The sequence below is a fragment of the Caballeronia mineralivorans PML1(12) genome (genome assembly GCF_001028175.1).
Lineage (GTDB): Bacteria > Pseudomonadota > Gammaproteobacteria > Burkholderiales > Burkholderiaceae > Caballeronia > Caballeronia mineralivorans.
Window position 1 is genome coordinate 177,656 of record NZ_AEJF01000075.1, and the last position, 21,365, is coordinate 199,020.

The 21,365-nt window shown below is 60.9% G+C and carries 18 protein-coding genes; 6 read left to right on the top strand and 12 right to left on the bottom strand.

What is annotated here, in order from left to right:
* Positions 1-92: 92 nt before the first annotated feature.
* From EOS_RS10800 to EOS_RS10820, 5 genes are all read right to left on the bottom strand, one after another.
* Positions 93-968, bottom strand: coding sequence for a sugar phosphate isomerase/epimerase family protein (locus tag EOS_RS10800; RefSeq protein ID WP_047846609.1), 876 nt, complete (start codon positions 966-968; stop codon positions 93-95).
* Positions 965-1,957 (bottom strand): ABC transporter permease, encoded by a 993-nt coding sequence (locus EOS_RS10805; RefSeq protein ID WP_235442772.1) that lies wholly within the window; start codon positions 1,955-1,957, stop codon positions 965-967. Before EOS_RS10805 ends, EOS_RS10800 begins: the two co-directional genes overlap by 4 nt.
* 35 nt (positions 1,958-1,992) lie before the next feature.
* The gene (locus EOS_RS10810; protein ID WP_082163305.1) at positions 1,993-3,006 is read right to left on the bottom strand and encodes an ABC transporter permease; all 1,014 of its coding nucleotides are present in this window, start codon (positions 3,004-3,006) and stop codon (positions 1,993-1,995) included.
* Positions 2,999-4,510, bottom strand: a complete 1,512-nt coding sequence (locus tag EOS_RS10815) for a sugar ABC transporter ATP-binding protein (RefSeq protein WP_087881919.1) — start codon at positions 4,508-4,510, stop codon at positions 2,999-3,001. Before EOS_RS10815 ends, EOS_RS10810 begins: the two co-directional genes overlap by 8 nt.
* A gap of 167 nt (positions 4,511-4,677) precedes the next feature.
* Positions 4,678-5,670, bottom strand: a complete 993-nt coding sequence (locus tag EOS_RS10820; RefSeq protein WP_047846612.1) for a substrate-binding domain-containing protein — start codon at positions 5,668-5,670, stop codon at positions 4,678-4,680.
* Positions 5,671-5,912: 242 nt separating this feature from the next.
* On the opposite strand from EOS_RS10820, the gene EOS_RS10825 reads away from it, so the two are divergent.
* Complete coding sequence (locus EOS_RS10825) at positions 5,913-6,977, top strand: LacI family DNA-binding transcriptional regulator (protein WP_047846613.1); 1,065 nt, start codon at positions 5,913-5,915, stop codon at positions 6,975-6,977.
* Between the two features lie 21 nt (positions 6,978-6,998).
* Here the strand turns inward: EOS_RS10825 and EOS_RS10830 are convergent, their stop codons facing one another.
* Together EOS_RS10830 and metE are read right to left on the bottom strand one after the other, a co-directional pair.
* Positions 6,999-7,907, bottom strand: coding sequence for a pyridoxal-phosphate dependent enzyme (locus EOS_RS10830; protein WP_047846614.1), 909 nt, complete (start codon positions 7,905-7,907; stop codon positions 6,999-7,001).
* A gap of 145 nt (positions 7,908-8,052) precedes the next feature.
* Positions 8,053-10,356, bottom strand: a complete 2,304-nt coding sequence (gene metE, locus EOS_RS10835; RefSeq protein ID WP_047846615.1) for a 5-methyltetrahydropteroyltriglutamate--homocysteine S-methyltransferase — start codon at positions 10,354-10,356, stop codon at positions 8,053-8,055.
* A gap of 140 nt (positions 10,357-10,496) precedes the next feature.
* Between metE and EOS_RS10840 the strand changes: the two genes are divergently transcribed.
* Positions 10,497-11,408, top strand: a complete 912-nt coding sequence (locus tag EOS_RS10840; protein WP_047846616.1) for a LysR family transcriptional regulator — start codon at positions 10,497-10,499, stop codon at positions 11,406-11,408.
* A 38-nt stretch (positions 11,409-11,446) separates the two neighbouring features.
* On the opposite strand, the gene EOS_RS10845 is transcribed toward EOS_RS10840, so the two are convergent.
* From EOS_RS10845 to EOS_RS10855, 3 genes are all read right to left on the bottom strand, one after another.
* Positions 11,447-12,487: an AraC family transcriptional regulator gene (locus tag EOS_RS10845; RefSeq protein WP_047846617.1), complete on the bottom strand. Its 1,041-nt coding sequence runs from the start codon at positions 12,485-12,487 to the stop codon at positions 11,447-11,449.
* 18 nt (positions 12,488-12,505) lie between these two features.
* A complete protein-coding gene (locus tag EOS_RS10850; protein ID WP_047846618.1) occupies positions 12,506-13,390 on the bottom strand; it encodes an oxidoreductase in 885 nt (294 codons plus the stop codon).
* Positions 13,391-13,531: 141 nt separating this feature from the next.
* Positions 13,532-14,536, bottom strand: a complete 1,005-nt coding sequence (locus EOS_RS10855) for an aldo/keto reductase (RefSeq protein WP_047846619.1) — start codon at positions 14,534-14,536, stop codon at positions 13,532-13,534.
* Positions 14,537-14,653: 117 nt separating this feature from the next.
* Between EOS_RS10855 and EOS_RS10860 the strand changes: the two genes are divergently transcribed.
* A complete protein-coding gene (locus EOS_RS10860) occupies positions 14,654-15,544 on the top strand; it encodes a LysR substrate-binding domain-containing protein (RefSeq protein WP_047846620.1) in 891 nt (296 codons plus the stop codon).
* A 16-nt stretch (positions 15,545-15,560) separates the two neighbouring features.
* On the opposite strand, the gene ltaE is transcribed toward EOS_RS10860, so the two are convergent.
* Positions 15,561-16,592: a low-specificity L-threonine aldolase gene (gene ltaE, locus EOS_RS10865; RefSeq protein ID WP_047846621.1), complete on the bottom strand. Its 1,032-nt coding sequence runs from the start codon at positions 16,590-16,592 to the stop codon at positions 15,561-15,563.
* A gap of 602 nt (positions 16,593-17,194) precedes the next feature.
* Here ltaE and EOS_RS10870 point away from each other — a divergent pair.
* Both EOS_RS10870 and EOS_RS10875 read left to right on the top strand, forming a co-directional pair.
* A complete protein-coding gene (locus EOS_RS10870) occupies positions 17,195-17,374 on the top strand; it encodes a hypothetical protein (RefSeq protein ID WP_047846622.1) in 180 nt (59 codons plus the stop codon).
* Between the two features lie 12 nt (positions 17,375-17,386).
* On the top strand, positions 17,387-19,006 hold the full coding sequence (locus EOS_RS10875; RefSeq protein WP_200908629.1) for an IS66 family transposase: 1,620 nt from the start codon (positions 17,387-17,389) through the stop codon (positions 19,004-19,006).
* A 26-nt stretch (positions 19,007-19,032) separates the two neighbouring features.
* Here EOS_RS10875 and EOS_RS10880 read toward each other — a convergent pair whose 3' ends face one another.
* Complete coding sequence (locus EOS_RS10880) at positions 19,033-19,401, bottom strand: calcium-binding protein (RefSeq protein WP_047846624.1); 369 nt, start codon at positions 19,399-19,401, stop codon at positions 19,033-19,035.
* 320 nt (positions 19,402-19,721) lie between these two features.
* Here EOS_RS10880 and EOS_RS10885 point away from each other — a divergent pair, with 320 nt between their 5' ends.
* Positions 19,722-20,933 carry an AAA family ATPase gene (locus tag EOS_RS10885; protein ID WP_047846625.1) on the top strand — a complete coding sequence of 404 codons (1,212 nt, stop codon included), beginning with the start codon at positions 19,722-19,724 and terminating at the stop codon, positions 20,931-20,933.
* The last annotated feature ends 432 nt before the right edge of the window (positions 20,934-21,365 follow it).

The window sequence follows — 21,365 nt, forward strand, 5'->3', positions numbered from 1 at the left end:
GTGGTTTCGAAAAAGTGATGGTGATTGTCGCCCATGTCCACGTGGCCGGGACGCTCGCCGCGAAACGAAGAGAGAACGCGACCCGGATCTCGTTAATGGTGAGCCCTCGCTTTGGCCGCAGCGTTGATGCCGCCAGCAATGAACGTCCGTGCATGAGTGGCCAAATCCATGCTGTCATCCCACAGGTTTCGCCAGATCGCCAGCGCGTTTGACAGCTGCTCGTTCACGACAGTGGACGAGAAGCTCTCGAAGGTGACCACTCCCTGATAGTCGATCATGGCCAGCGCATGGAAGAACTGTGCGAAATCAATGGTGCCGGAGCCCAGGTAACCTCGATTACTTTCGCCGATGTGAACATAGCCCAAACGCTTGCCGCACGCCAACACCGGTTGCATAAAATCGGATTCCTCAATATTCATGTGATAGGTATCGAGGTGCACAACGACGTTGGGCGCATCGACTTCGTCCAGCATGGCGAGCGCTTGCGACGCCGTGTTGAGCAGGTTGCTTTCGTAGCGGTTCACCACTTCGAGGCCGAGGGTGACGTCCTTCTTCAATGCGAAATCGGCGATCTGCTTTAACGAGTCAACCGCGTTGCGTCTTCCCTGAGCGGTGAGCGGCGCCTGGTACTTCGCCATCGCGCCGTACAGGATGCCGCCGAAGTACTTGCCGCCAAGCTCCGCCGTGATGCGCACGCCTTCTTCCAGCAATGCCAGGCCACGCGCCACCGACTCCGGATTGTCGCTGGATACGTCGGCATCCAGCGTAAGGCCCCGGGAACAGCCAATCTCCAACCCGTGCTCCTGAAGCAAGTCGCGTGTGAGCGCCAGGTCCATGACCTTCGGCCCGTGAAGGGACAGTTCGACAAGATCGAAACCGGCAGCCTTGGTTTGGCTGATTACCTTGCGGGTTGACTCCGGCGTCAGATCGCCGGCCCATACCAATGCATGAACCCCGAGCTTATTCATTGCGTAACTCCTCCCGTAGCGGTCGCGCGTCTGCGGACCAAAGACTGAAAATAGCCGTGTGCCCATGCCCAGCGCAGGAGCATCACGGCAAGCAAAAACACGCCCCACAAAGCGGTGGCCAGGTGCTGGTTGGCACCGAGCAGGCTCAGGCCAGAGGCAATGACCTGCAGGATGACGAGCGCTATCACGACTGGAACGACGCGCCCAAAGCCGCCGAACGGATCCACGCGCCCGAGGAAGCAGGCAAGCACGGCGATCAAGAGGAATGCCTCGCCGTGCCCGACGCGCACGGAATTGAAACTGGCCAGCATCACCACGCCGGCAACGCCACACATCAGGCCGGACAGCATGTAGATCCGGGTCACCGAGCGCCGTGTATCGATGCCCGAATAACGGGTCGCCTCGATATTCGAGCCGATCATGCGTGTGGCGAAGCCGAGCCGGGAGCGCGTCATCACGACATGCCAGAGAGCCGCACAGCCGGCGAAGATCCAGAGCGGCACCGGAACGCCGAGCAAAAGGCCGTTGCCCATCTTCAACACGAAAGGCGGAAACCCGGAAATGTCTCCGCCGTGGGTCAGGAATTCCCCGAGGCCGCGCAGGAAGATCATCATCGAGAGGGACACCAGGATCGGGCTTGCACCGGTGTGCGCGATGATGGCCCCCATGATCCATCCGGCTGCCGCACCCGTGGCAAGTGCCGCGGCGATCCCAAGCACGATAGCTAAGGCGCCGGCATCCGCCCCGCCCTGCGAATGCAGCACCCAGGCCATCGCGAGCCCGGCTATGTTGGCCGTGAAGGTCACGGCCAGGTTAAAGCCGCCGGAGATCAGCGGCATCAGCATGGCCAGCGTAAAGAGCCCCAGTTCGGGCAACTGGAACGCCACCGAAACAAAGGTGTCGGCGGAAAAGAAGCGATCCGAGGCGAGGCTCATAGCCGCGATCACGATGGCGAGGAATCCGAGTAGACCGACGACGTCGGCTTGCACTAGCGGTACAGCGGAGCGATGTGACGAGGAGGTTTTCATGACGAGGCCTTTGCTCGTTGTGGCAAGAAGCGCGATCCGGCCAGCTTGGCGAAGCCATCGCTCGACAAGGTGATGGCGATCAGAATGATGGCGCCGATGATCATCTTGAACGCGTAGGGCGAAATCCCGAGTAAATTCAGCCCGTTCGCGGTGATGGCTGTCAGCAGGACGCCAAGGATGGCGCCGAGGATCGTGCCGCGCCCACCACCCAGCCGGGCACCACCGAGTACCACCGCAGCGAGTACGTCGAGTTCGCGGCCATACAGCGCGTTGGGCACCACCTCTTGTACGTAATGAGCCTGCATGAGTCCGGCGATGCCGGCCATCATGCCGAGCCAACCAAAGGCCACGTAATGCATGGCCCCCACGTTGACGCCGACACGCCGGGCCGCCTCGGGGTTGTCGCCAATTGCGTAGAGTTGCCGGCCGATGGTCGTGCGCCGGAGCAGGAACCAGGTGGCCGCTACCATGACGGCCATGACTGCGACGGGCAGTGCAAGCTCCGCGACGCCGCTTGACGTCTTGAACGCGACAAGCGAAACGCGAGTCATCCACCAGTCCGGCAGGTCATAGATGGACACGCCTCCGGTGAGGAACATCAAGCCGCCGAAGAACACGTTGAAGGTCGCTATCGTCACGACGATCGACACGATGCGAAAGTGGTAGATGATGGTGGCATTGAGGGCGCCCAGCAGAAAGCCGAACCATGCGGCCACCATGAAGCCCAATGCCCAGTTGCCGCCGCCAAGCCGCATGACGGTGAGCGCGGTCAAGTACTGGACCACGGAGGCGCCCACTGCAAATGAGATGTCGATCCCGCCGGCAATGAGCACGACCAGCAATCCGACAGCGAAGATGATGTTGACCGCGCTTTGGTTAAGCAGGTCGAACAAGTTAGGCAGCGTGAGGAAAGTTGAAGTTGAAACGCCGAGGCCGGCCACCATCGCGGCGATGACTACAATCAGCAGGGCCTCGATCGAACCGATCCCCCATTTGCGCAGATCAGGCATGGACGTCTCGCTCGATTTGGTCGATGGTTGTGGTTCCGGGCACGTATTCAGCGACCATGCGCCCGTTGCGCATATGCAGAATACGGTCGGCGTTGAAATAGACCTCGGGGATCTCGTCGGAGATCAGCAAGATGGCCACGCCCTGTTCGGCGAGCTTGTGAATGATGGCAAAGATGCCGGCTCGCGCACCCACGTCGACCCCTACCGTGGGCGAATCCAGGATCAGCAGTTTCGGGTTGGTCGCCAGCCATTTGGCAAGCACAATGCGCTGCTGGTTGCCACCGGACAGCGTCGAGACCGCATCTTGCGGCTTGCCGATCTTGACCGCCAACTTCTGAACCCAATCGCGACTCAGGGCATCCCGCTTGCCGGGCGCGATCAGACGGGTGGCGTCGAGCAGGTCGTCCAGCACGGCGGCCACGGTGTTGTCGCCGATCGACTGCTGCTGCACCAGGCCTAGCTGAAGGCGATCTTCCGAAACATAGGCGATGCCGGCCCGGATCGCGTCGCGGTTCGAGCCGAGCGATAATTTCTTTCCATCGAGGCTGACCGCGCCGGCGCCCGGCCGCGTCATTCCGAACAGCGACAACGCAAGTTCTGTTCGCCCTGCGCCGAGCCGGCCGGTGACGCCGAGAATCTCGCCTTTCTTCACGCAGAAGGAGACGGCATCGTATTCATTTCGCCGTGACAGGCCCTCGACCTTCAGCACGACGGGCGCAGCGGACAGATCCGTGGTGCGCACCGCATAGTCGAACGTGCGACCGGTCATGAGTTCCGTGAGGCGGGTTTGCGTCATGCCGGCGGTGGGGAAGGTGCCGACATACTGCCCGTCACACAACACGGTCACGCGAGTACACACATCGAGCACTTCAGCAAGCCGATGGCTAACAAAAACGACGGCGATCCCGTCGACCGACAGGCGGCGGACGATGGTCAGCAGTGCTTTGGTTTCGGCGTGACTGAGCGATGCCGTCGGCTCGTCCATGAACACAAGCCGGGCATCGGCGACGAGTGCGCGGGCGACCGCCACGATCTGCCGCTGAGCGATAGACAGCGAGCGCACGGAACGGCCGAGGTCGATGGCAACGCCCAGCCGCTCCAGAATGCGACGAGCAGCGACTTTCATCTGGCCGTAGTTGACCAGGCGCGGACGAGGACCGAGGTTGCGTTCGAAGGCAATATTCTCCGCGACTGTCATCTCGGGAAATAGCGCGAGATCCTGCCAGATCACCTGAATACCCAGGTCCCGGGCCTTCGCCGGTTCCAGACCCTCGATGGATTGCCCGTCCATCAGCATGACGGCTCCGGATTCGGGCTGATAGACGCCGCTGATCACCTTAATGAGGGTGCTCTTGCCGCAACCGTTTTCGCCCGCAAGGCACAACACCTCGCCCGGCATGACGTCGAACTTCACGGCCTGCAGCGCCTTTACGCCACCGAATATCTTGGTGATATTTTCAAGCTTGAGCAGCGCGGCGCGGCCGGTGTCGACGGCAACTGGCATATCACTCGTGGTATTGCCTCGCTCGGGCGCGAGGCGGTCCTTGGAAGCCGCTGGAAACATGAAAACACTCCGATGCTACCGATATGTAGCCTGATCTGACGCGCCGTTTATCGGTCGAGTGAAGGTCAGTCTTCCTGAGCTTCACTCATCTCGAGACTCGATCGTGGTCAGAGCCCCATCTTCGCGAGGTTGTCGACCGTTTTCGCGTTGAGGTCCACCAGTTGGTCGACGATCAGGTTATGGCCGTCGGGATGGACGACCCCAAGCCCTTCGATTTTCGTGCCATCCTTGATCGGTTCGCCCTTCGCGACCATCACACCCAAGGTCACGAACACTTCACCAGCGACTTCGGGATTCCACATATAGCCCCCAGTCAAGACGCCATCGTGCACGAGACGCTTGCCCTGCCCAGGCGAGAACGGACCGAGCACAAGAACATTCCCCTGCGCGTGCTTTTCCGCCACCGCGCGAGCAGCCCCGATCGGGCCCTGGCTGCCGAATGCCAGGATGGCTTTAAGGTTGGGGTGCGCCCGCATCAGATCGAGCGCGGTCTTGCGTGACGCGTCGACATCTTCGGCGACACCGTAACGGTCGCCCACGAGCGTCATGCCGGGATCGTTCGCTTTGAGATAAGCGATCGCGGCGTCGGCCCACGCATTGTGTAAAGGAACAGTCAGCGACCCGACGAATACGGCGTATTCGCCCTTGCCACCCAAGGCAGCCGCCAGGTTCTTTGCGTACGCTTCGCCGAAGCCTTTGACCGAGGCAAGTTCGAAATCCCAATCAGCATTCTTTTGCTTCGGCGACTCGTGCGTGATGACCTTGATGCCCGCAGCGCGCGCCCGTTGCAAGACGGGTTCCAGTACCTCGGCGTCGTTCGGCACAACGCCGATGACATCCACATGCTGTGCGATCAAATCCTCGATCGCCCGCACCTGTAGCGCTGGATCGGAACTGGTTGGCCCGACCATGAAGGCTTTGACGCCAAGCTGGTCCGCTCGCTTCTTGATTCCGGCGTCCATGGCGTTGAACCACGGAATTCCGCCGATTTTTACCACTACCCCAATGACAGGTTTGTCGGGTGAAGCCAGAGCCAGACCCGTTCCAAACGCGAATGCAGCGACGCCTACGCACAGAGCGCGTACGAAGTACCTTGACATGTCTCCTCCTCCGCGTGGACTCCGGTGAGCCTCGCCCAAGGGAATCCGTTGGTTTGATTGTGGACAAAATTGCCGGGTCGCTGAACTCATTCTCGACTTGCTAAATCCATTCAGCTAACGACGGAACTGATGCTGAATCCATTTAGCAATGTGGTCAACTCTCGGATACCCTAGTATGGTTTCCGGCCGAAGCAGGTCAGCCTTCGGGTGACGGCGCAACGCAATTGAAAGGGGAAATACAGATGGCCCGCAGCGGTAATGGACGCAAGTCCACGATCTACGATATCTCCGAGGCGACCGGCACTTCGGTCACCGCGGTGAGCATGGTGCTCAACGGGAGCTGGACGCGGTATCGGATCAAGGAAGAAACCGCTAACCGCATCCTGGAGAGCGCGCAGCAGCTCGGGTACAACGTCAACATGCGGGCCAGAGGGTTGAGGCTCTCTCGCTCCGGACTCGCCGGCATGATTCTCCCGCACTATCGCAATCGTTTTTTTGCAGGGCTTGCGGAAACCTTCGAAGAACAGGCAAGAAGCCGGGGCCTGTGCCCCATCGTCGTCAGTACTCAACGGGATCCGGCGGTCGAGACAAGCGTGACGGAGACGCTCCTCTCGCAACGGGTCGAAGTCCTGTTCATTGCCGGCGTGCGAAACCCTACCCCGCTTAATTCACTGTGTGCGGCGGCGGGCGTTTCCTGCATTAATGTCGACTTGCCCGGCGCGGGCGCACCCTCGGTCGTCTCGGACAATCGCGGCGGTGCTCGCGCGCTCACCGACGTGTTGATCGACAAAATGAGGATGCGCGGTGGTGCTCCCGAAGAAATGGTCTTTTTAGGCGGGGTCGCTGGTGAGTACGCAACGGAGGAACGCATTGCAGGGTTCCGCGACGCCTTCGAGGCCAGGGGAATCAGCCCGGCGGCCGATGCGGTCGACTGCTGCGGATACAACGCGTCCGCCGCCCGGCAAGCGCTCGCTCGTGGTTACGAGAGCCTCGGCCGGCTGCCCGCGGGATTGTTTATCAACTCGATTACAGCGTTCGAAGGGCTGGTGCAGTTCACGTCGCAACTGTCCCGGGATGTTGTGCAATCGGCGGTTGTCGGATGCTTCGACTGGGATCCGTTTGCCGCGCATCTACCGTTTGAGGTGACGATGATGCGTCAAGACGTGCATAAGATCATTTCGGAGGCCTTCGCGCTTGCCGACAATCAGGACACGACGAACACCCACCCGCTCGTCGTTGTGCCGACGGGCTTCGGAGACGTGCTCGACGAGGACGATCAATCGATTCAACACCCATACGACCGCTAGGCGCTGCGCTATTAGCTGTAATTAGCTGGCCCAGTCCGCCACCATTCTTGCATCGACACTCACCCCGCCGCAGACCACGATCACCACATCGTGCGCGCCAGCAATCGCCGGATGATCAAGGTAACCGACAGCAAGCGACACCCCGCAAGCCGGTTCAACCAGTTGCCGATGGTCATCGGCGAAACGAGTCACGCCCAGGATCGCATCGGCGTCGGACAAGACTACCGACTCGTGCGGAAACTGCTTGATGGCATCGACAGGCCAGCTCGCCACCTGAAGCGCCGCGAGCGACTTCGCGATGCTGTCGACGCGATCTAGTTTCACCGGATGCCCCGCATCGAGCGCCGCGCGGAACGACGCCGCGCCCGTCGTCTCGCACGCGATAACCCGGCAATCCGTGCGGCCATGCCGCAATAAACCCGTCAAGATGCCTGAGAGCAACCCGCCCCCACCCACGCTGGCCACGACCGCATCCACTTGCGGCAGCACGGCGACAATCTCATCGATCATCGTGCTATGCCCTTCCCACAAAACGGGGTGATCGAATGCGGGCACGTACTCGACCTCATCGGATGCCGACAGCGCAAGCGCATGCTCGTTCGCTTCGTCCCAGACGTCCCCGCGCACGATCACCGTCGCGCCGAGCGCGGCAATCCGCTGGCGCGTGCTTTCAGGGGTCGTCGACGGCACCACGATTTCAGCCTGCATGTCGAGCAACCGCGCTACAAAAGCGGTCGCGAAACCGGCGTTGCCGCCAGACGCGCAAACCACGCGGCGCTTGCCTGCCGCTTTCGCGCGCGAACATAGCAGACCCATGCCGCGCATCTTGAACGAGCCGCTCGGTTGCAGGTTTTCAAGCTTGAGCCAGATGCGGCGCGTGGGCGTAGACAGTCCGGGATGCAGGATCAATGGGGTTTCGATGTGAAGCAAGATCGGTCCTTTTCAAACTGGATTTCCGGGACCAGTCCGCTGCCGTGATGGCCGCGACTGGATTCAAGCCTCACAGTTTATTGCATCGGCCCGCACGAGCGTATGAACTCGTGGCCCGTGCGGACCGTCAATCACGGGAATTGATTTAACCAGGCACTGCGCTTTCCGACAATGCTTCTATAGCAAGCTTCGCGCGTAATGCCTTCGCCGCTTCCACCATATTCGCCAGAGCCGCCTCCGTCTCGGGCCAGCCACGAGTCTTCAACCCGCAGTCGGGATTGACCCAAAGCCGCTCAGCCGGAATCACCTCGCACGCGCGTTCCAGCAGACGCTGGATTGCTTCGACGCTCGGCACGCGCGGCGAATGGATGTCGTAGACACCCGGCCCGATCTCGTTTGGATAGTCGAATTCGCCGAACCCATCGAGCAGCTCCATCGCCGAGCGCGACGTTTCAATGGTGATCACGTCAGCATCCATGGCCGCGATGGACGGCAGGATATCGTTGAACTCCGAATAGCACATATGCGTGTGGATCTGCGTCTCGTCGGCCACCGCCGACGCCGATATCTTGAACACGCGCACCGCCCATTCCAGGTAGTGCGCCCAGTCGCTTTTACGTAACGGCAGGCCTTCGCGGAACGCCGGTTCATCGATCTGGATCACGCGGATACCCGCCTTTTCCAGATCGCTGACTTCGCTGCGAATGGCCAGTGCAAGCTGCAGCGCGGTCGTTGAACGCGGCTGGTCGTCGCGAACGAACGACCATTGCAGCATGGTGACCGGCCCTGTCAGCATGCCCTTCATGAGACGCTCGGTCAGCGACTGCGCATAACGCGTGGTGTCGACGGTCATCGGCTCCGGACGATAGATATCGCCGTAGATGATCGGCGGTTTCACGCAGCGCGAGCCATAACTCTGGACCCAGCCGTTCTCCGTAAACGCATACCCCCACAACTGCTCGCCGAAGTACTCGACCATGTCGTTGCGCTCGGCTTCGCCATGAACGAGGACATCGAGGCCCAGTGCTTCTTGCCGGCGCACGGCCGTTTCGATCTCTGCGCGAATGCGCTCCAGATAATCGAGCGCGCCAATGTCGCCGCGCTTGAACGCCGCGCGCGTCTGGCGGATCGCGGGCGTCTGTGGGAACGAACCGATCGTAGTCGTCGGCAATGCTGGCAACCGCAGGCTTTGACGCTGGATGATGTTGCGCTCAGCGAAGCCGCTCTTGCGCTCCGCCATATCGTCCGTCACCGCGCCGACGCGCTTCTGAACCAGCGGATTGACCACTGCCCCGGACGAACGGCGAGCATCGAGCGCGGCATCGGCGGCGGCCAGTTGTTGCTCGACCGCAGGCTGACCGTCGTTCAAAGCCCGCGCGATCACATTCAGTTCGCTGAGCTTCTCGGTGGCAAACGCCAGCCACGACTTGACGCTCGCATCGAGCTTTCGCTCCGCTTCCAGCGATACCGGGACATGCAGCAGCGAACACGACGGCGCGATCCACAACCGGTCGCCCAGTTCGGTTTTTAACGTCTCCAGGGAACGCACGATCTTCCGAAGATCGGCACGCCAGATGTTGCGGCCATCGATAACACCCACCGACAGCACAGTCGGCGCAGGCAACACCGCGCGCCACACGTCGAGTTGCTGCGGCGCACGCACGAGGTCGATATGAATACCGTGGACGGGCAGCTTCGCGACGAGCCGGGCTTTATCGGCCGCAGTGTCGAAGTAGGTCGCCAGCATCACGTTCACGCCGCACGCGCCCAGGTTGTCGTACGCGATCGCGAATGCGTCGAGCCATTGTGGTTCGAGATCGAGGCACAACGCGGGTTCATCGAGTTGCACCCATTCGATGCCGCGCCGCCTGAGTTGCTCGAGGATCGCGGCGTATCGCGCGATCAGTGCGGGCAGCAAGCTCAGCCGGTCGAACCCGGATTCATGCGTCTTCGATAAATACAGATACGTCACCGGCCCGACCAGCACGGGCTTGACCGGCAAATTCCGCGCAAGCGCTTCGTCGATTTCATCGAAGAACCAGTCGACCCCGCCGTCGAACGTGGTCTGCGATCCCAGTTCCGGCACGAGGTAGTGGTAATTCGTGTCGAACCACTTGGTCATTTCCATCGCTGGCTGAGCCGTGTTGCCGCGCGCCAGTTCGTAGTATTGCGAGAGTGTCAGCGTTGAGGGCGTGAACCCGAAACGAGCAGGCAATGCGCCGAGCAGCGCGCTCAGGTTGAGCATTTGATCGTAGTACGCGAAGTCGCCGACCGTCACGAAGTCAAGCCCGGCCGAGCGCTGCAGCGTCCAGTGACGATTGCGCAAGTCTTTCGCGACGCCGCGCAAGGCCGCTTCGTCCGACTCTCCGCGCCAGAAGGCCTCTTGCGCGAATTTGAGTTCACGGTGAGCGCCGACGCGCGGAAAGCCGAGGATGTGAGTGCGTGCCATGTGAAACTCCTGATTGAATAGCCGGGAGTCTGCGAGTCGCGCTAATATTCGTCTAGCGAGATGTTTTCATCCATGTATTAGTTTTGTTCATATCGCTATGGCGATGCACCGTGGCCGTAGCTTAATCTGGATCACTAGAGATGCTGGAAATACGTCATCTGCGCTCGCTGGTCGCGATCGCGGAATCGGGAAAACTCGTGGCTGCCGCCGAGCGCGTCAACCTGAGCCAGTCCGCGCTGTCCCATCAGATCAAGGACATCGAGAGCCACTACGACGCCTCGCTGTTCGAGCGGACGCGGCATGGATTGCGTTTCACGGCTGCGGGCGAACGGGTCCTGGCGCTTGGACGCGAAGTGCTGGCGGCGGTCAGCGCCGCCGAGCGCGACGTCGCGCGTTTGAAAGGCGACACGCGTGGTGAACTACGGATCGTGCTGGAGTGCCACACGTGCTTCGACTGGCTGATGCCGGTGATGGACGAGTTTCGACGACGCTGGCCCGAGGTCGAAGTGGATCTCGTCGCGGGTTTTCATGCGGACCCGCTGCGCCTTCTTATCGATGGAAAAGCGGACGTGGTGATCGGATCGCGGCCGGAGACCAAGCGCAATTTGCACATCGCGGCGCTGTTCCGGTTCGAGATCCTAGCGGTGATGGCAAATGAACATCGACTGCGAAGCAAACGCCGGTTGAGTGCGGAGGATCTGCGAGGCGAGACGCTGATTACGTACCCTGTACCGGAACCGCGCATCGATTTGATCAGGGACGTATTGGAGCCGGCGGGTATCAAGCTCGAGCGCCGCACGGCGGAGTTGACGGTCGCGATCATGCAACTGGTGGCGAGCCGGCGCGGCATTGCCGCGCTACCGAACTGGGGCGTGAAGAATTATGTCGACCACGACTACGTGCTGGCGAAGCGCATTGGGCCGGCGGGGCTGTGGAGCGAACTGTATGCGGTATCGATGAAATCGGTTGCCAGCCGCCCGTATTTCGAGGACTTCGTGAGCATTGTGCGCGATACGTGTGCCGCGCAACTGGACGGGATAGAACTGCTGTAAGAATCGCCCGCTTCGAGGCAATTCATCAGCAACCCGAATCAAACCACGGGTTCTGAAAACGACCGATCATGGCTACTGCCCTCGTTTCCTCTCCATCGCTGAGGTGTCGTCCCTTCCCACTGGCTAAAGGCCCGGGAAAACGAGTTGACCTCCTCGAAGCCAAGAAACCACGCAATCTCGCCCGCAGCGAGATCCGTACTACCTAGCAGCCGGCGCGCGATCCGGCTGCGCACCCTGTCTAACTGCTGCTGATAGCTCGTCCCGTCGAGCGCAAGCTTGCGCTGCAACGTGCGTGTGCTGATTCCCAACTCACGCGCCAGCGCTTCAACGCTCGGCCGCTGCCCGCGCATGCTTCGCGCGATGACGGCATCGACGTGATCGGCAAAAGTCTGCTCGCGGTCGAGCGCAGCCAAGCCGGCATCGAGTTGGGGCAACACGGCGGCGAGCAAATCGACGTTATGTGTCACGAAAGGCAGCGCGAGACTGGAAGCATCGAAGACGAGCACATCGTTCGGGGCATCGAACACGATCTCGCAGCCATAGTGGCGCGCGAACATCGTCCGATGGGCAGAACGTCTTGTCAGCTCGACGCGACGCGGTTTTATCGCAACACCCGACCCGCGCCGCGCCATTGCAAGCGCCGACGCGAACAACGCATCTACCAGAAGGTCGGGGATAAAACCATCGGCAAGCAACCAGCGGAACGTCACAGCCGCCTCGTCACGCTGCACGGCGACGAGCACCTCCTCCGGACAACTCAGTCGTTTGTAGCGTCCGAGCTTTGCCAGCGCTTCACCAAAATTAGCGGAATGCAGCGCTGCGAGCAACATGGCGTCGAGCTGCCCATACGAGGTTTCCGCGCCGATGCGCAAGCCGATGGCAGGGTCACCGCTCACCTGCGCGATAGCCTCCCACAGCGCGAAGTACTTCTGCGTTGTGAGCCAGAACCGGCCCGGCTCGGCGTTCGCGACAGCGGGAACAGGCAGACCCGCTGTGCGCAAAGTCCGCGGCACATCCACGCCCAGCTTGTCCAGCCGCGCGAGCAGTGCGTGACTGACCGGAACACTGTCAGTTTTCATACGCTTATCCAACCCTCATCAATCCCTGACCGGCTGCTTTACGATATCGAGTTTATCGATCAGACCGCGCCAGTCAGTGGCATCGCTGGCATCGGTCGACAGGCTCACGTGGCGCCACTTCGCATCCATCGCGCCACGCGCTTCGTGAACTTGTCCCGCGATATGCACCGCGTCGCTCCCAAGCAGCAAACGCAGCGGCGGCTCGTCCAATTCAGCGATGCCAAGAATCGCCTGCGCCGCTTTCGCCGGATCGCCGACCGGCTTGTGCGAGTTACGGTACTCCAGCAAAGGCGCGATGCTCGTAGCGTAATCCGGGCCGGGCGTGTGGATGGTCATCGACGAACCGGCCCAGTCGGTGCGAAATCCGCCCGGTTCGACGATCGTCACCTTGATCCCAAGTGGCGCGACTTCCTTCGACAACACCTCCGAGAACCCTTCCACCGCCCATTTCGCCGATTGATACGCGGCAAGCCCGGGCGAACCGACACGTCCGCCTATCGATGAAATCTGGATGATATGGCCGCTGCGCTTCGCGCGCAGGACCGGCAACGCAGCGCGGGTGACGTTAAAGACGCCATAGAAATTGGTTTCCATCTGCGCGCGGAAATCGGCGTCGTCGCCTTCCTCGATCGAGGCGATGTTGCCGTAACCGGCGTTGTTCACAACGACATCGAGACGGCCGAAGGCATCGACGGCCTGCTGAACGGCGGCCCGCGCCGAAGCGGGGTCGGTCACGTCGAGCGCGACGGCGCGCATGCGCTCGCCATACTGCACGGCGAGCGCGGAAAGATCCTCGGGACGACGCGCGGTCGCTACAAGACGATGACCTGCGGCAAGAACGGCTTTCGCCAATTCGTTGCCGATGCCACGGGAACTGCCGCTAATAAGCCAGACTGACGACATAAACGTGCTTCCTTTAACGGTGAACGATGAGTGCTGCGTTCACCGGATTTTAGGAGCGCGCTCCCCGCGGCACTAATCCGATCGCGCCAACTTGCAATCGGATCGCGCCAACGCCGTCAGACCGGCGGGGCTGGAACCGTTTTAGCCGTGGCTCGACTCGCTGTCCAGATGGGCCATTTGCGCGGCGGCGTAACGGTCGCCGGCCGCGGCGCCCTTCGGCACTGCGTGTTCGATCGCGCTGAGGTCGTCCGGGGTCAGCACGACATCGAGCGCGCCGAGCGCTTCCGTCAAACGATCTCGCCGCCGCGCGCCAACCAGCGGCACGATATCCTTGCCCTGCGCCGCAACCCATGCAATCGCGATCTGCGCCACCGACACGCCCTTCGCTTCTGCAATCCGCCGCAACGCTTCGACCAGTTGCAGATTGCGCTCGACGTTTTCGCCCTGGAAACGCGGGCTGTACGCACGGAAATCGCCGCCGCTCATGTTTTGCGTCGCCTGCCAGTGACCGCTGATCAGCCCGCGCGACAACACGCCGTAAGCCGTCACCCCTATCCCAAGCTCGCGGCACGTCGAAAGAATATCGCCTTCGATACCCCGTGAAATCAGCGAGTACTCGATCTGCAGATCAACGACGGGATGCACCGCAGCCGCGCGCCGGATGGTCTGCGCACCGACCTCGGACAGCCCGACGTGGCGCACGTAGCCGGCCTTCACCATGTCGGCGATCGCGCCCACAGTGTCCTCGATCGGCACGTTCGGATCGAGTCGCGCGGGACGATAGATATCGATGTAATCCACACCCAGGCGCTGCAGCGAGTACGTCAGGAAATTCTTGACGGCCGCGGGCCTCGCGTCATAGCCGACCCAGCCGCCCGACGGATCGCGCATCGCGCCGAATTTCACGCTGATGACTGCGGCGTCGCGTTTGGTGCCCTTCAGCGCTTCGCCGATCAACGCTTCGTTATGGCCGCTGCCGTAGAAGTCGCCGGTGTCCAGAAGCGTGATGCCGGCGTCGAGCGCCGCATGAATCGTGGCGATGCTTTCGCTCCGGTCGGACGGTCCGTACATGCCGGACATGCCCATGCAGCCGAGTCCAAGCGCGGATACGCGCGGTCCGGTCGCGCCGAGTTGCAGATGGTTCATTTCCCGTCTCCTTGAGGTCTGGCGTCGCGTGATTGCGAGCGTTGGAAGGAGTATGCGAGCCGTTTTGTCGTGCGACAATCCGGCCGTCACAGAACGGGCTGTACGGAAAAACGCACAATGAACGATCCCGATCTCTCCGATCTCAGCGCCTTCGTGGCGGTCACTGAAGTGCGCAGTTTCAGGGCTGCGGCGCGTTTGCGCGGTGTCTCGGCGTCAGCGTTGAGTGAGGCAATCCGTCGGCTCGAAGCCCGGCTCGGCGTGCGGCTGTTGAACCGGACCACGCGTAGCGTCACGGTCACGGAAGCCGGCCAGCGCCTGCTGGAGAGGCTTGGGCCGGCGCTCGGCGAAATTGCCGGCGCGCTCGACGCCGTTAACAGTTTCCGCGACAGCCCGACCGGCACCTTGCGCCTGAACGTCCCGACCATCGCGGCAATGCACGTTTTGCCACCCATCGTCGCGCGCTTTCTCGCGGCGCATCCGGGCATCACGCTGGAGGTGGTATCGAACGATACGTTTATCGACGTGCTGGCAGCAGGTTTCGATGCCGGCATCCGCTACGACGAACGGATTGAACGCGACATGATTGCCGTGCCGATCGGACCGCGCACCCAGCATTTCGTGGCGGCGGCCGCGCCGGCCTATTTCGCGGCGCGTGGGTGGCCGGAGCATCCTCGCGATTTGCTGGAACACGCTTGCATCGGGCATCGGTTTGCAAGCGGCGTGCTGGCGGCGTGGCGCTTCGAGCGTAATGGCGAACAGGTTCGCTTTACGCCGAACGGGCCGCTGGTAGCGTCGGTGATCGAGCTTGAAGTGGGCGCCGCAACCGCCGGTTTAGGAATGATCTATACGTTCGAGGAGTTCTTGCGGCCGGCGATACAAAGCGGCGCACTCGTGCCGGTGCTGCACGAGTGGTGGGAAAGCTTTTCAGGGCCGTTTTTGTATTACCAGAGCCGCACGCATATGCCGGCGCCGCTGCGCGCGTTCATCGACTTCATCAAGGAAGAATGAACGCCCGAGCGGGTTTTTATCTTGCCGAGAAGAACGCCTGGACTGCTGCCAGCGCCGTTTCAACCGCCGCGCTGTCCACATCCAGATGCGTGACCCAGCGCTGCTTCGTGGCGCTATACGCCGACGTAATGCCGATCCCGCGCGCCGCCAGATGAGCCTTGAAGTCGGCGGCAATCGTGCTGTCGACTTCCACGAACACGATGTTCGTGTCCGGCATTGTGACCTTCAGTTGTTCGTACGCCGACAGGCCTTTAGCCAGGGTTGTCGCGTTGGCGTGATCGTCGGCTAGGCGCGCTACGTTGTGCTCCAGCGCGTAAAGCCCAGCCGCAGCGAGAATACCGACCTGCCGTAAGCCGCCGCCGACCATCTTGCGCGTCCGCCGCGCCTTCGCGATCAACTGCTCGCTACCGACCAGCACCGAGCCGACCGGCGCCCCCAATCCCTTCGATAAACACACGGACACCGTATCGAACGGCTTCGCCAGTGTGGCCACCGGCGTGTTCAGCACCGTAGCCGCGTTGAATACTCGAGCGCCATCCAGATGAGTTGCGAGGCCGTGGCGACGAGCGAGCGCCGTCGCCGCTTCCATGTAGTCCTGCGACAAAACCTTGCCGCCAATGGTGTTCTCCAGCGCCAGCAGCCTCGTGCGCGCGTAGTGCGAATCGTCGGGTTTGATCGCGTCCTCGATATCCGCCAGCAGCAGCGAGCCATCCGGCTGATTGTTCAGCGGTTGCGGCTGGATGCTCCCAAGCACGGCCGCGCCGCCCGCTTCCCACCGGTAGCAATGCGCTTGCTGGCCGACGATGTACTCATCGCCACGTTCGCAATGGGCCATCAGCGCGACGAGATTCGATTGCGTACCCGACGTCAGGAACACTGCCGCTTCCTTGCCAAAACGCTCGGCCATCACGGCCTCCAGCTTCGTGACGGTCGGGTCGTCGCGGAAAACATCGTCGCCGACTTCCGCCGATGCCATCGCGGCGCGCATCGCCGGGCTGGGTCGGGTGACGGTATCGCTGCGGAAATCGTGCTGAATTGGGGTGCTCATTGCGGCTCCTGGTCGGGGAAGCGGCTATTTTGCCATCAGGAGACGGAAGGTGCTGTGCGGGTGGGATGGTGGATCAAGGGTATGCGGATGATAGTTCATCCGCTTTCGAGCTTGTAAGCAGCCAAAATTTGCTCGGTAAGCGACGAAAAATGCATAAAAATCAAATGGATATGGGCCGCATTCAATCTAAAATATTAGAAATTTAGTTTTTCCCAATAAAATCAAATGTTTATTCTATTTTTATGTAGTTAAACAAGAACATGAGGAAGATTTGATACGACACTTTAAGATGCACCATCTTCAGAGCAATTCTTTTTTCGCAAAAACAGACGTTTACATCTGCTTGTGACGGTGATTTCGAGATTCGGCAAATGGCACACACATTTCTAAAAATATTCATTAAGTATCAATTACTTAACTATAAATATAGTAACTGCTCAATAACCTGGGGCAATCCCGCCAGGCGTTGCGTCAGCTTTGGCTGGATCATCGGGCTAGGATGCAGGCGACGACCTTCTCGCAGGCCGCAACGAATTTCGCTTGTAAACCGTGGACGGCGATGTTAACTTTCGTCGCGTCGCCACTCTCTACGTTGCCAGGTCATGAGCATCTCTCAAAAATTTATCCCGCCGGATATCGCGCGAGACGAATTGACGCCGCGGGAGCTTGAATTGCTGGCGGTGCTCGAGCAACTGACCGATATGGTCAATCGCCAGCAAGAGCGGCTTCAGGCACTGGAACAGGAAATCGCCCGGCTGCGCAAAGCTGGCAAGCGCGCATAGCCTCGCGCAGTCGTGAGGAAAAAACTCGCTGCGCCGTATATCCCCAAAGTCGAGCACACGCCCGCGGTCATGAGGTTGCTCTCCTGGGGTGAAGGCCTCATCGAAATCATCCTTCGCCTGCAGGAGCAGGAGTTGCATCTGAAGGATGAAGTCGCCGTGCTCAAGGGTGAGAAGACGCGCCCGAAGTTCAAACCGAGCCGCATGCATGAGGAGGCTGGCAAAGCCTGCGCACCCGATCGGCAGCAGCAAACGAAGCCGGCCAGACGACGTGGTAAGCCCAGCAGGAGCAAGACCGCCCAACTGAAGATCGATTGCGAAGAGATCATCGAGCCGGCCGAGCGGATCCCGCGAGGCTCCCGATTCAAAGGGTATCGAGACTTCGTGGTGCAGGACCTGGTGATCGGCTCTCGCAACACGCGCTATCGGCTCGCACGCTGGCAAACACCAGACGGTCAGACCTTGACCGGGCAGCTTCCCCGAGCCGTCGCCGGCAGCCACTTTGGCGCGACGCTGGTCAGCTATGTGCTGTACCAGCATCACCATTGTCACGTGACGCAGCCGCTGTTGTGCGAGCAACTGCGCGAATGGGGCATCGAGATCTCGTCCGGGCAGCTGAACGTGCTGCTGCAAGAGGGCAAAGAGCGCTTTCACGCGGAAAAAGACGGGCTGTTGTCCACTGGGCTCGCGCTCTCAGCGTATGTGACGGTCGATGACACGGGCACTCGCCATCAAGGCAACAATGGTTACGTCACCCACATCGGTAACGAACACTTCGCCTGGTTCAAAAGCACGTGCTCGAAAAGCCGCATCAATTTCCTCGAACTGCTCGGCGCGGGACATGGCTACCAGATCAACGAAGACGCGCTCGCTTACATGAAAAAGCAAGGGCTCTCGCAAGTGTTCCTGCAGGCGCTGCGTGAGCACGAGCGCGCAAGCTTTGCCGATCAGCGCGCGTGGCAACTCCACCTCGACGTCCTGGGCATGGACGTTGCCCGCTACCGCAACATGGCCACCGAGGGCGCGTTGCTGGGCAGCCTGAAGCGGCGCGGCGTGGCTCAGGATCTCGCCATCATCAGCGATGACGCCGGACAGTTCAATGTCTTGATTCACGGCTTATGTTGGGTACACGCGGAGCGCCTGGTTCACAAGCTGCTGCCGTTGAATGATCAACACCGCGAGGATATTGCACGCGTGCGCAGTGACATTTGGTCGCTGTACGCGCAGCTCAAGGACTACAAGCGGTATCCCACCCTCAAACGCAAGCGCGAACTGAAAAAGCGCTTTGACGCGGTCTTCTCGCAGAAGACCCGCTACGCGACACTCAACCGTTTGCTCAGGCGGATTCGCCTGAACAAGTCCGAGTTGCTGCTGGTGCTGGAGCGCCCTGAGGTCCCGCTGCACACCAATGACAGTGAGCGCGATATTCGCGATCACGTGAAAAAGCAGAAGATCAGTGGCGGTACGCGCAGTGAACTCGGTCGGCAATGTCGCGACACCTTCTCCAGCCTGAAGAAGACCTGTCGTAAGCTGGGCATTTCATTCTGGAATTACCTGACCGATCGCGTTTCATACAGCGATCACATCCCACCACTGCCGCACTTGCTTGAACAACGCCTCGTTCGCTCTGCTTGAACGTACCCGTCTGCGCGTTTCAGAAGTCAAAATGCGTAGCCTTGATCATGCCAGTAGTGCCAGTCGGCAACTGCCACTCGTGTCGGCTCATCAGGTCTCACCGGGACGAGTTGAGCCAAGGGCACCACCAGATCACGTTGGTTGCACCGAACCCACACGAAAATGCCGACCCGACACAGGTCTTCATGAGCAAGCCCGGTGGCCGAAGCAGTTTCACCAGGCCGCAGCGGCGAAGCAGCCATGGCTTGGCGGATGCGAGCTTCGAATGGAAACGTGAGTTGCTCTTCGAGATAGTAGTACCACGCCATCGCCCTCTCTTCTTCGTTGTAGGCATCGACGACGATCTCCATTGTGATCCGATGTTCGCGCTCTCTGTTGATTCTGGCCTTGGGCATGACGGTGGAGACCAGAAAAGGTCAGGTTATACGTCGACGATACGCCGCAGTAGCGCCATCGTATCGCTCCTGTCTCCGAACAGCGAGGATGCCGCCGTTCGCCCCAGGTTATTGAGCAGTTACTAAATATAAATCTAAAACATGAAGTTTGGAGCAGCCAGCCCACGACCTCGAACATTCCGTGGCCCCAACCCTGAAAAAGCTCCCTTCGCGCGGACCACAATTCCGCCATCTCCCTGAACCACGCCCCTCGACCGTGTAGAGTTTCGAACATCCGGCTTCATCCATTCACCATTCATCGCGCCGATGCCCGAAATCCAATGAACGCGCCCGAACCCAAGTTTCAAGACGATCCTCAAATTGGCCGGTACGAGCGCTTGACGGGAGAAACCACCGAGTGGTGGCAGGTGACGCTCTCCGACCGGCCGCAGATGTATCGGATCGAGCACGGACACGGCGATGGGCCGGCCAATATCGACACAGTCGTCGACCTGGAAAACCTCAAGTCGAAGCTGCAAAAGTGGCATCGAGAGGGTTTTTTCCGCCCCGGGGACCCCGTGCTTCGGGCGCTGCCGGCTGCCGGACCGACCGGGTTTCTGAAAGAGCTTCGGCAAGCGGTGCACCAACCGTTACAAGTCGCGAATCGGGTATCAACCGTAGCAACGACGGTCATCGGCACGGTGGAAATGCCTGTCGGACAGGCCGGTCCGCTCGTGCCGCGCCTGAACCCCGCGTATCTCTTCCCCGAGCGTTTCGGCGACGTCCTTCAGGACATCGTGGAGAACCGTCGCGTGCTGCTGATCGGCCATACCGGTGCCGGCAAAACGAGCCTGATCGAACAAGTCGCCGCGCGCACGCAACGCGGCGTCTTGCGGGCGAATATGAACGGGCAGACGACCATCGGCGATTTCGTGGGTTTCTGGACCGTGAAAGGCGGCGAAACGATCTGGGTGGACGGCGTGCTGCCTACCGCGATGCGCGAAGGCCTGTGGCTCGTCGTCGATGAAATCGACTTCGCCGAGCCATCGATTCTCGCGGTTCTCACCGCCGTGCTCGAACCCCACGGCCGTTTGCTGCTCAAGGAAAAAGGCAACGAACTGGTCGCGCCGCACCCGTCTTTCCGGCTGTTTGCTACAGCGAACGCGGTCGGCGCGATGAGCGTTTATCGGCATTTGTATCAGGGCGCCAACCTGATGAACGAGGCGTTTCTGGATCGCTGGCGCGTGTATCTGATGAATTACCTGTCGCCGGAGGAAGAGGCGGAAGTGTTGATGCGCACGCTCGGCGCCCGTGTCACGCGGCCGATGGCGCAAACGCTCGCCGCGATCGCCGCCGATTGCCGGGCGGCGTTTGCCCGCGAGGATCTAGCGAGCGCGTTTTCCACCCGGCGTTTGCTCGACTGGGCCGACCTGATGCTGCGTTCCGGCGACCCGGAACGCGCCGCCGGCCCCGCGATCTACGCGAAAGTGAGCGTCGAGGACGCCGCGCTGATCCGCAGCATCATCCGGCATCACATCGCGTTCGACGAATGAGCGCGGTGCTTAGGCCGAGTCACGCAAGCGTTGGACCATACGCGGGGCGTGTGAGCGCGGCGTTTGGGCTCGATCAAGGACTTCCAGGCGAAGCGGAAAGCAGCGTGAACCTCAACTTCATCCGGTAACCGGCGTGGCCACCCCCAACGTCACCCATTCAGACGCCATGCTCGGCAAGATCGCGCGCGTTCTGACGGGCCGATACGGCGTGACGGTGTTATTCGATACAAGCGGACCGCGCGTGGAACGCGACCGCATCGTGTTACCGGAACTCTCCGCGGAGGCCGAAGGCGCGATTGATCTGGACGCACTCACCGGCCAGCTCGACTTGCTGGTGGCGCGCTCGAAGTTTTCCGCCATCGATGAAATCAGCGCGCTCAATCCCGGCGTAACCCGGCAGATCGCGCAGGCGATCGAGGATCGGCGGGTGTG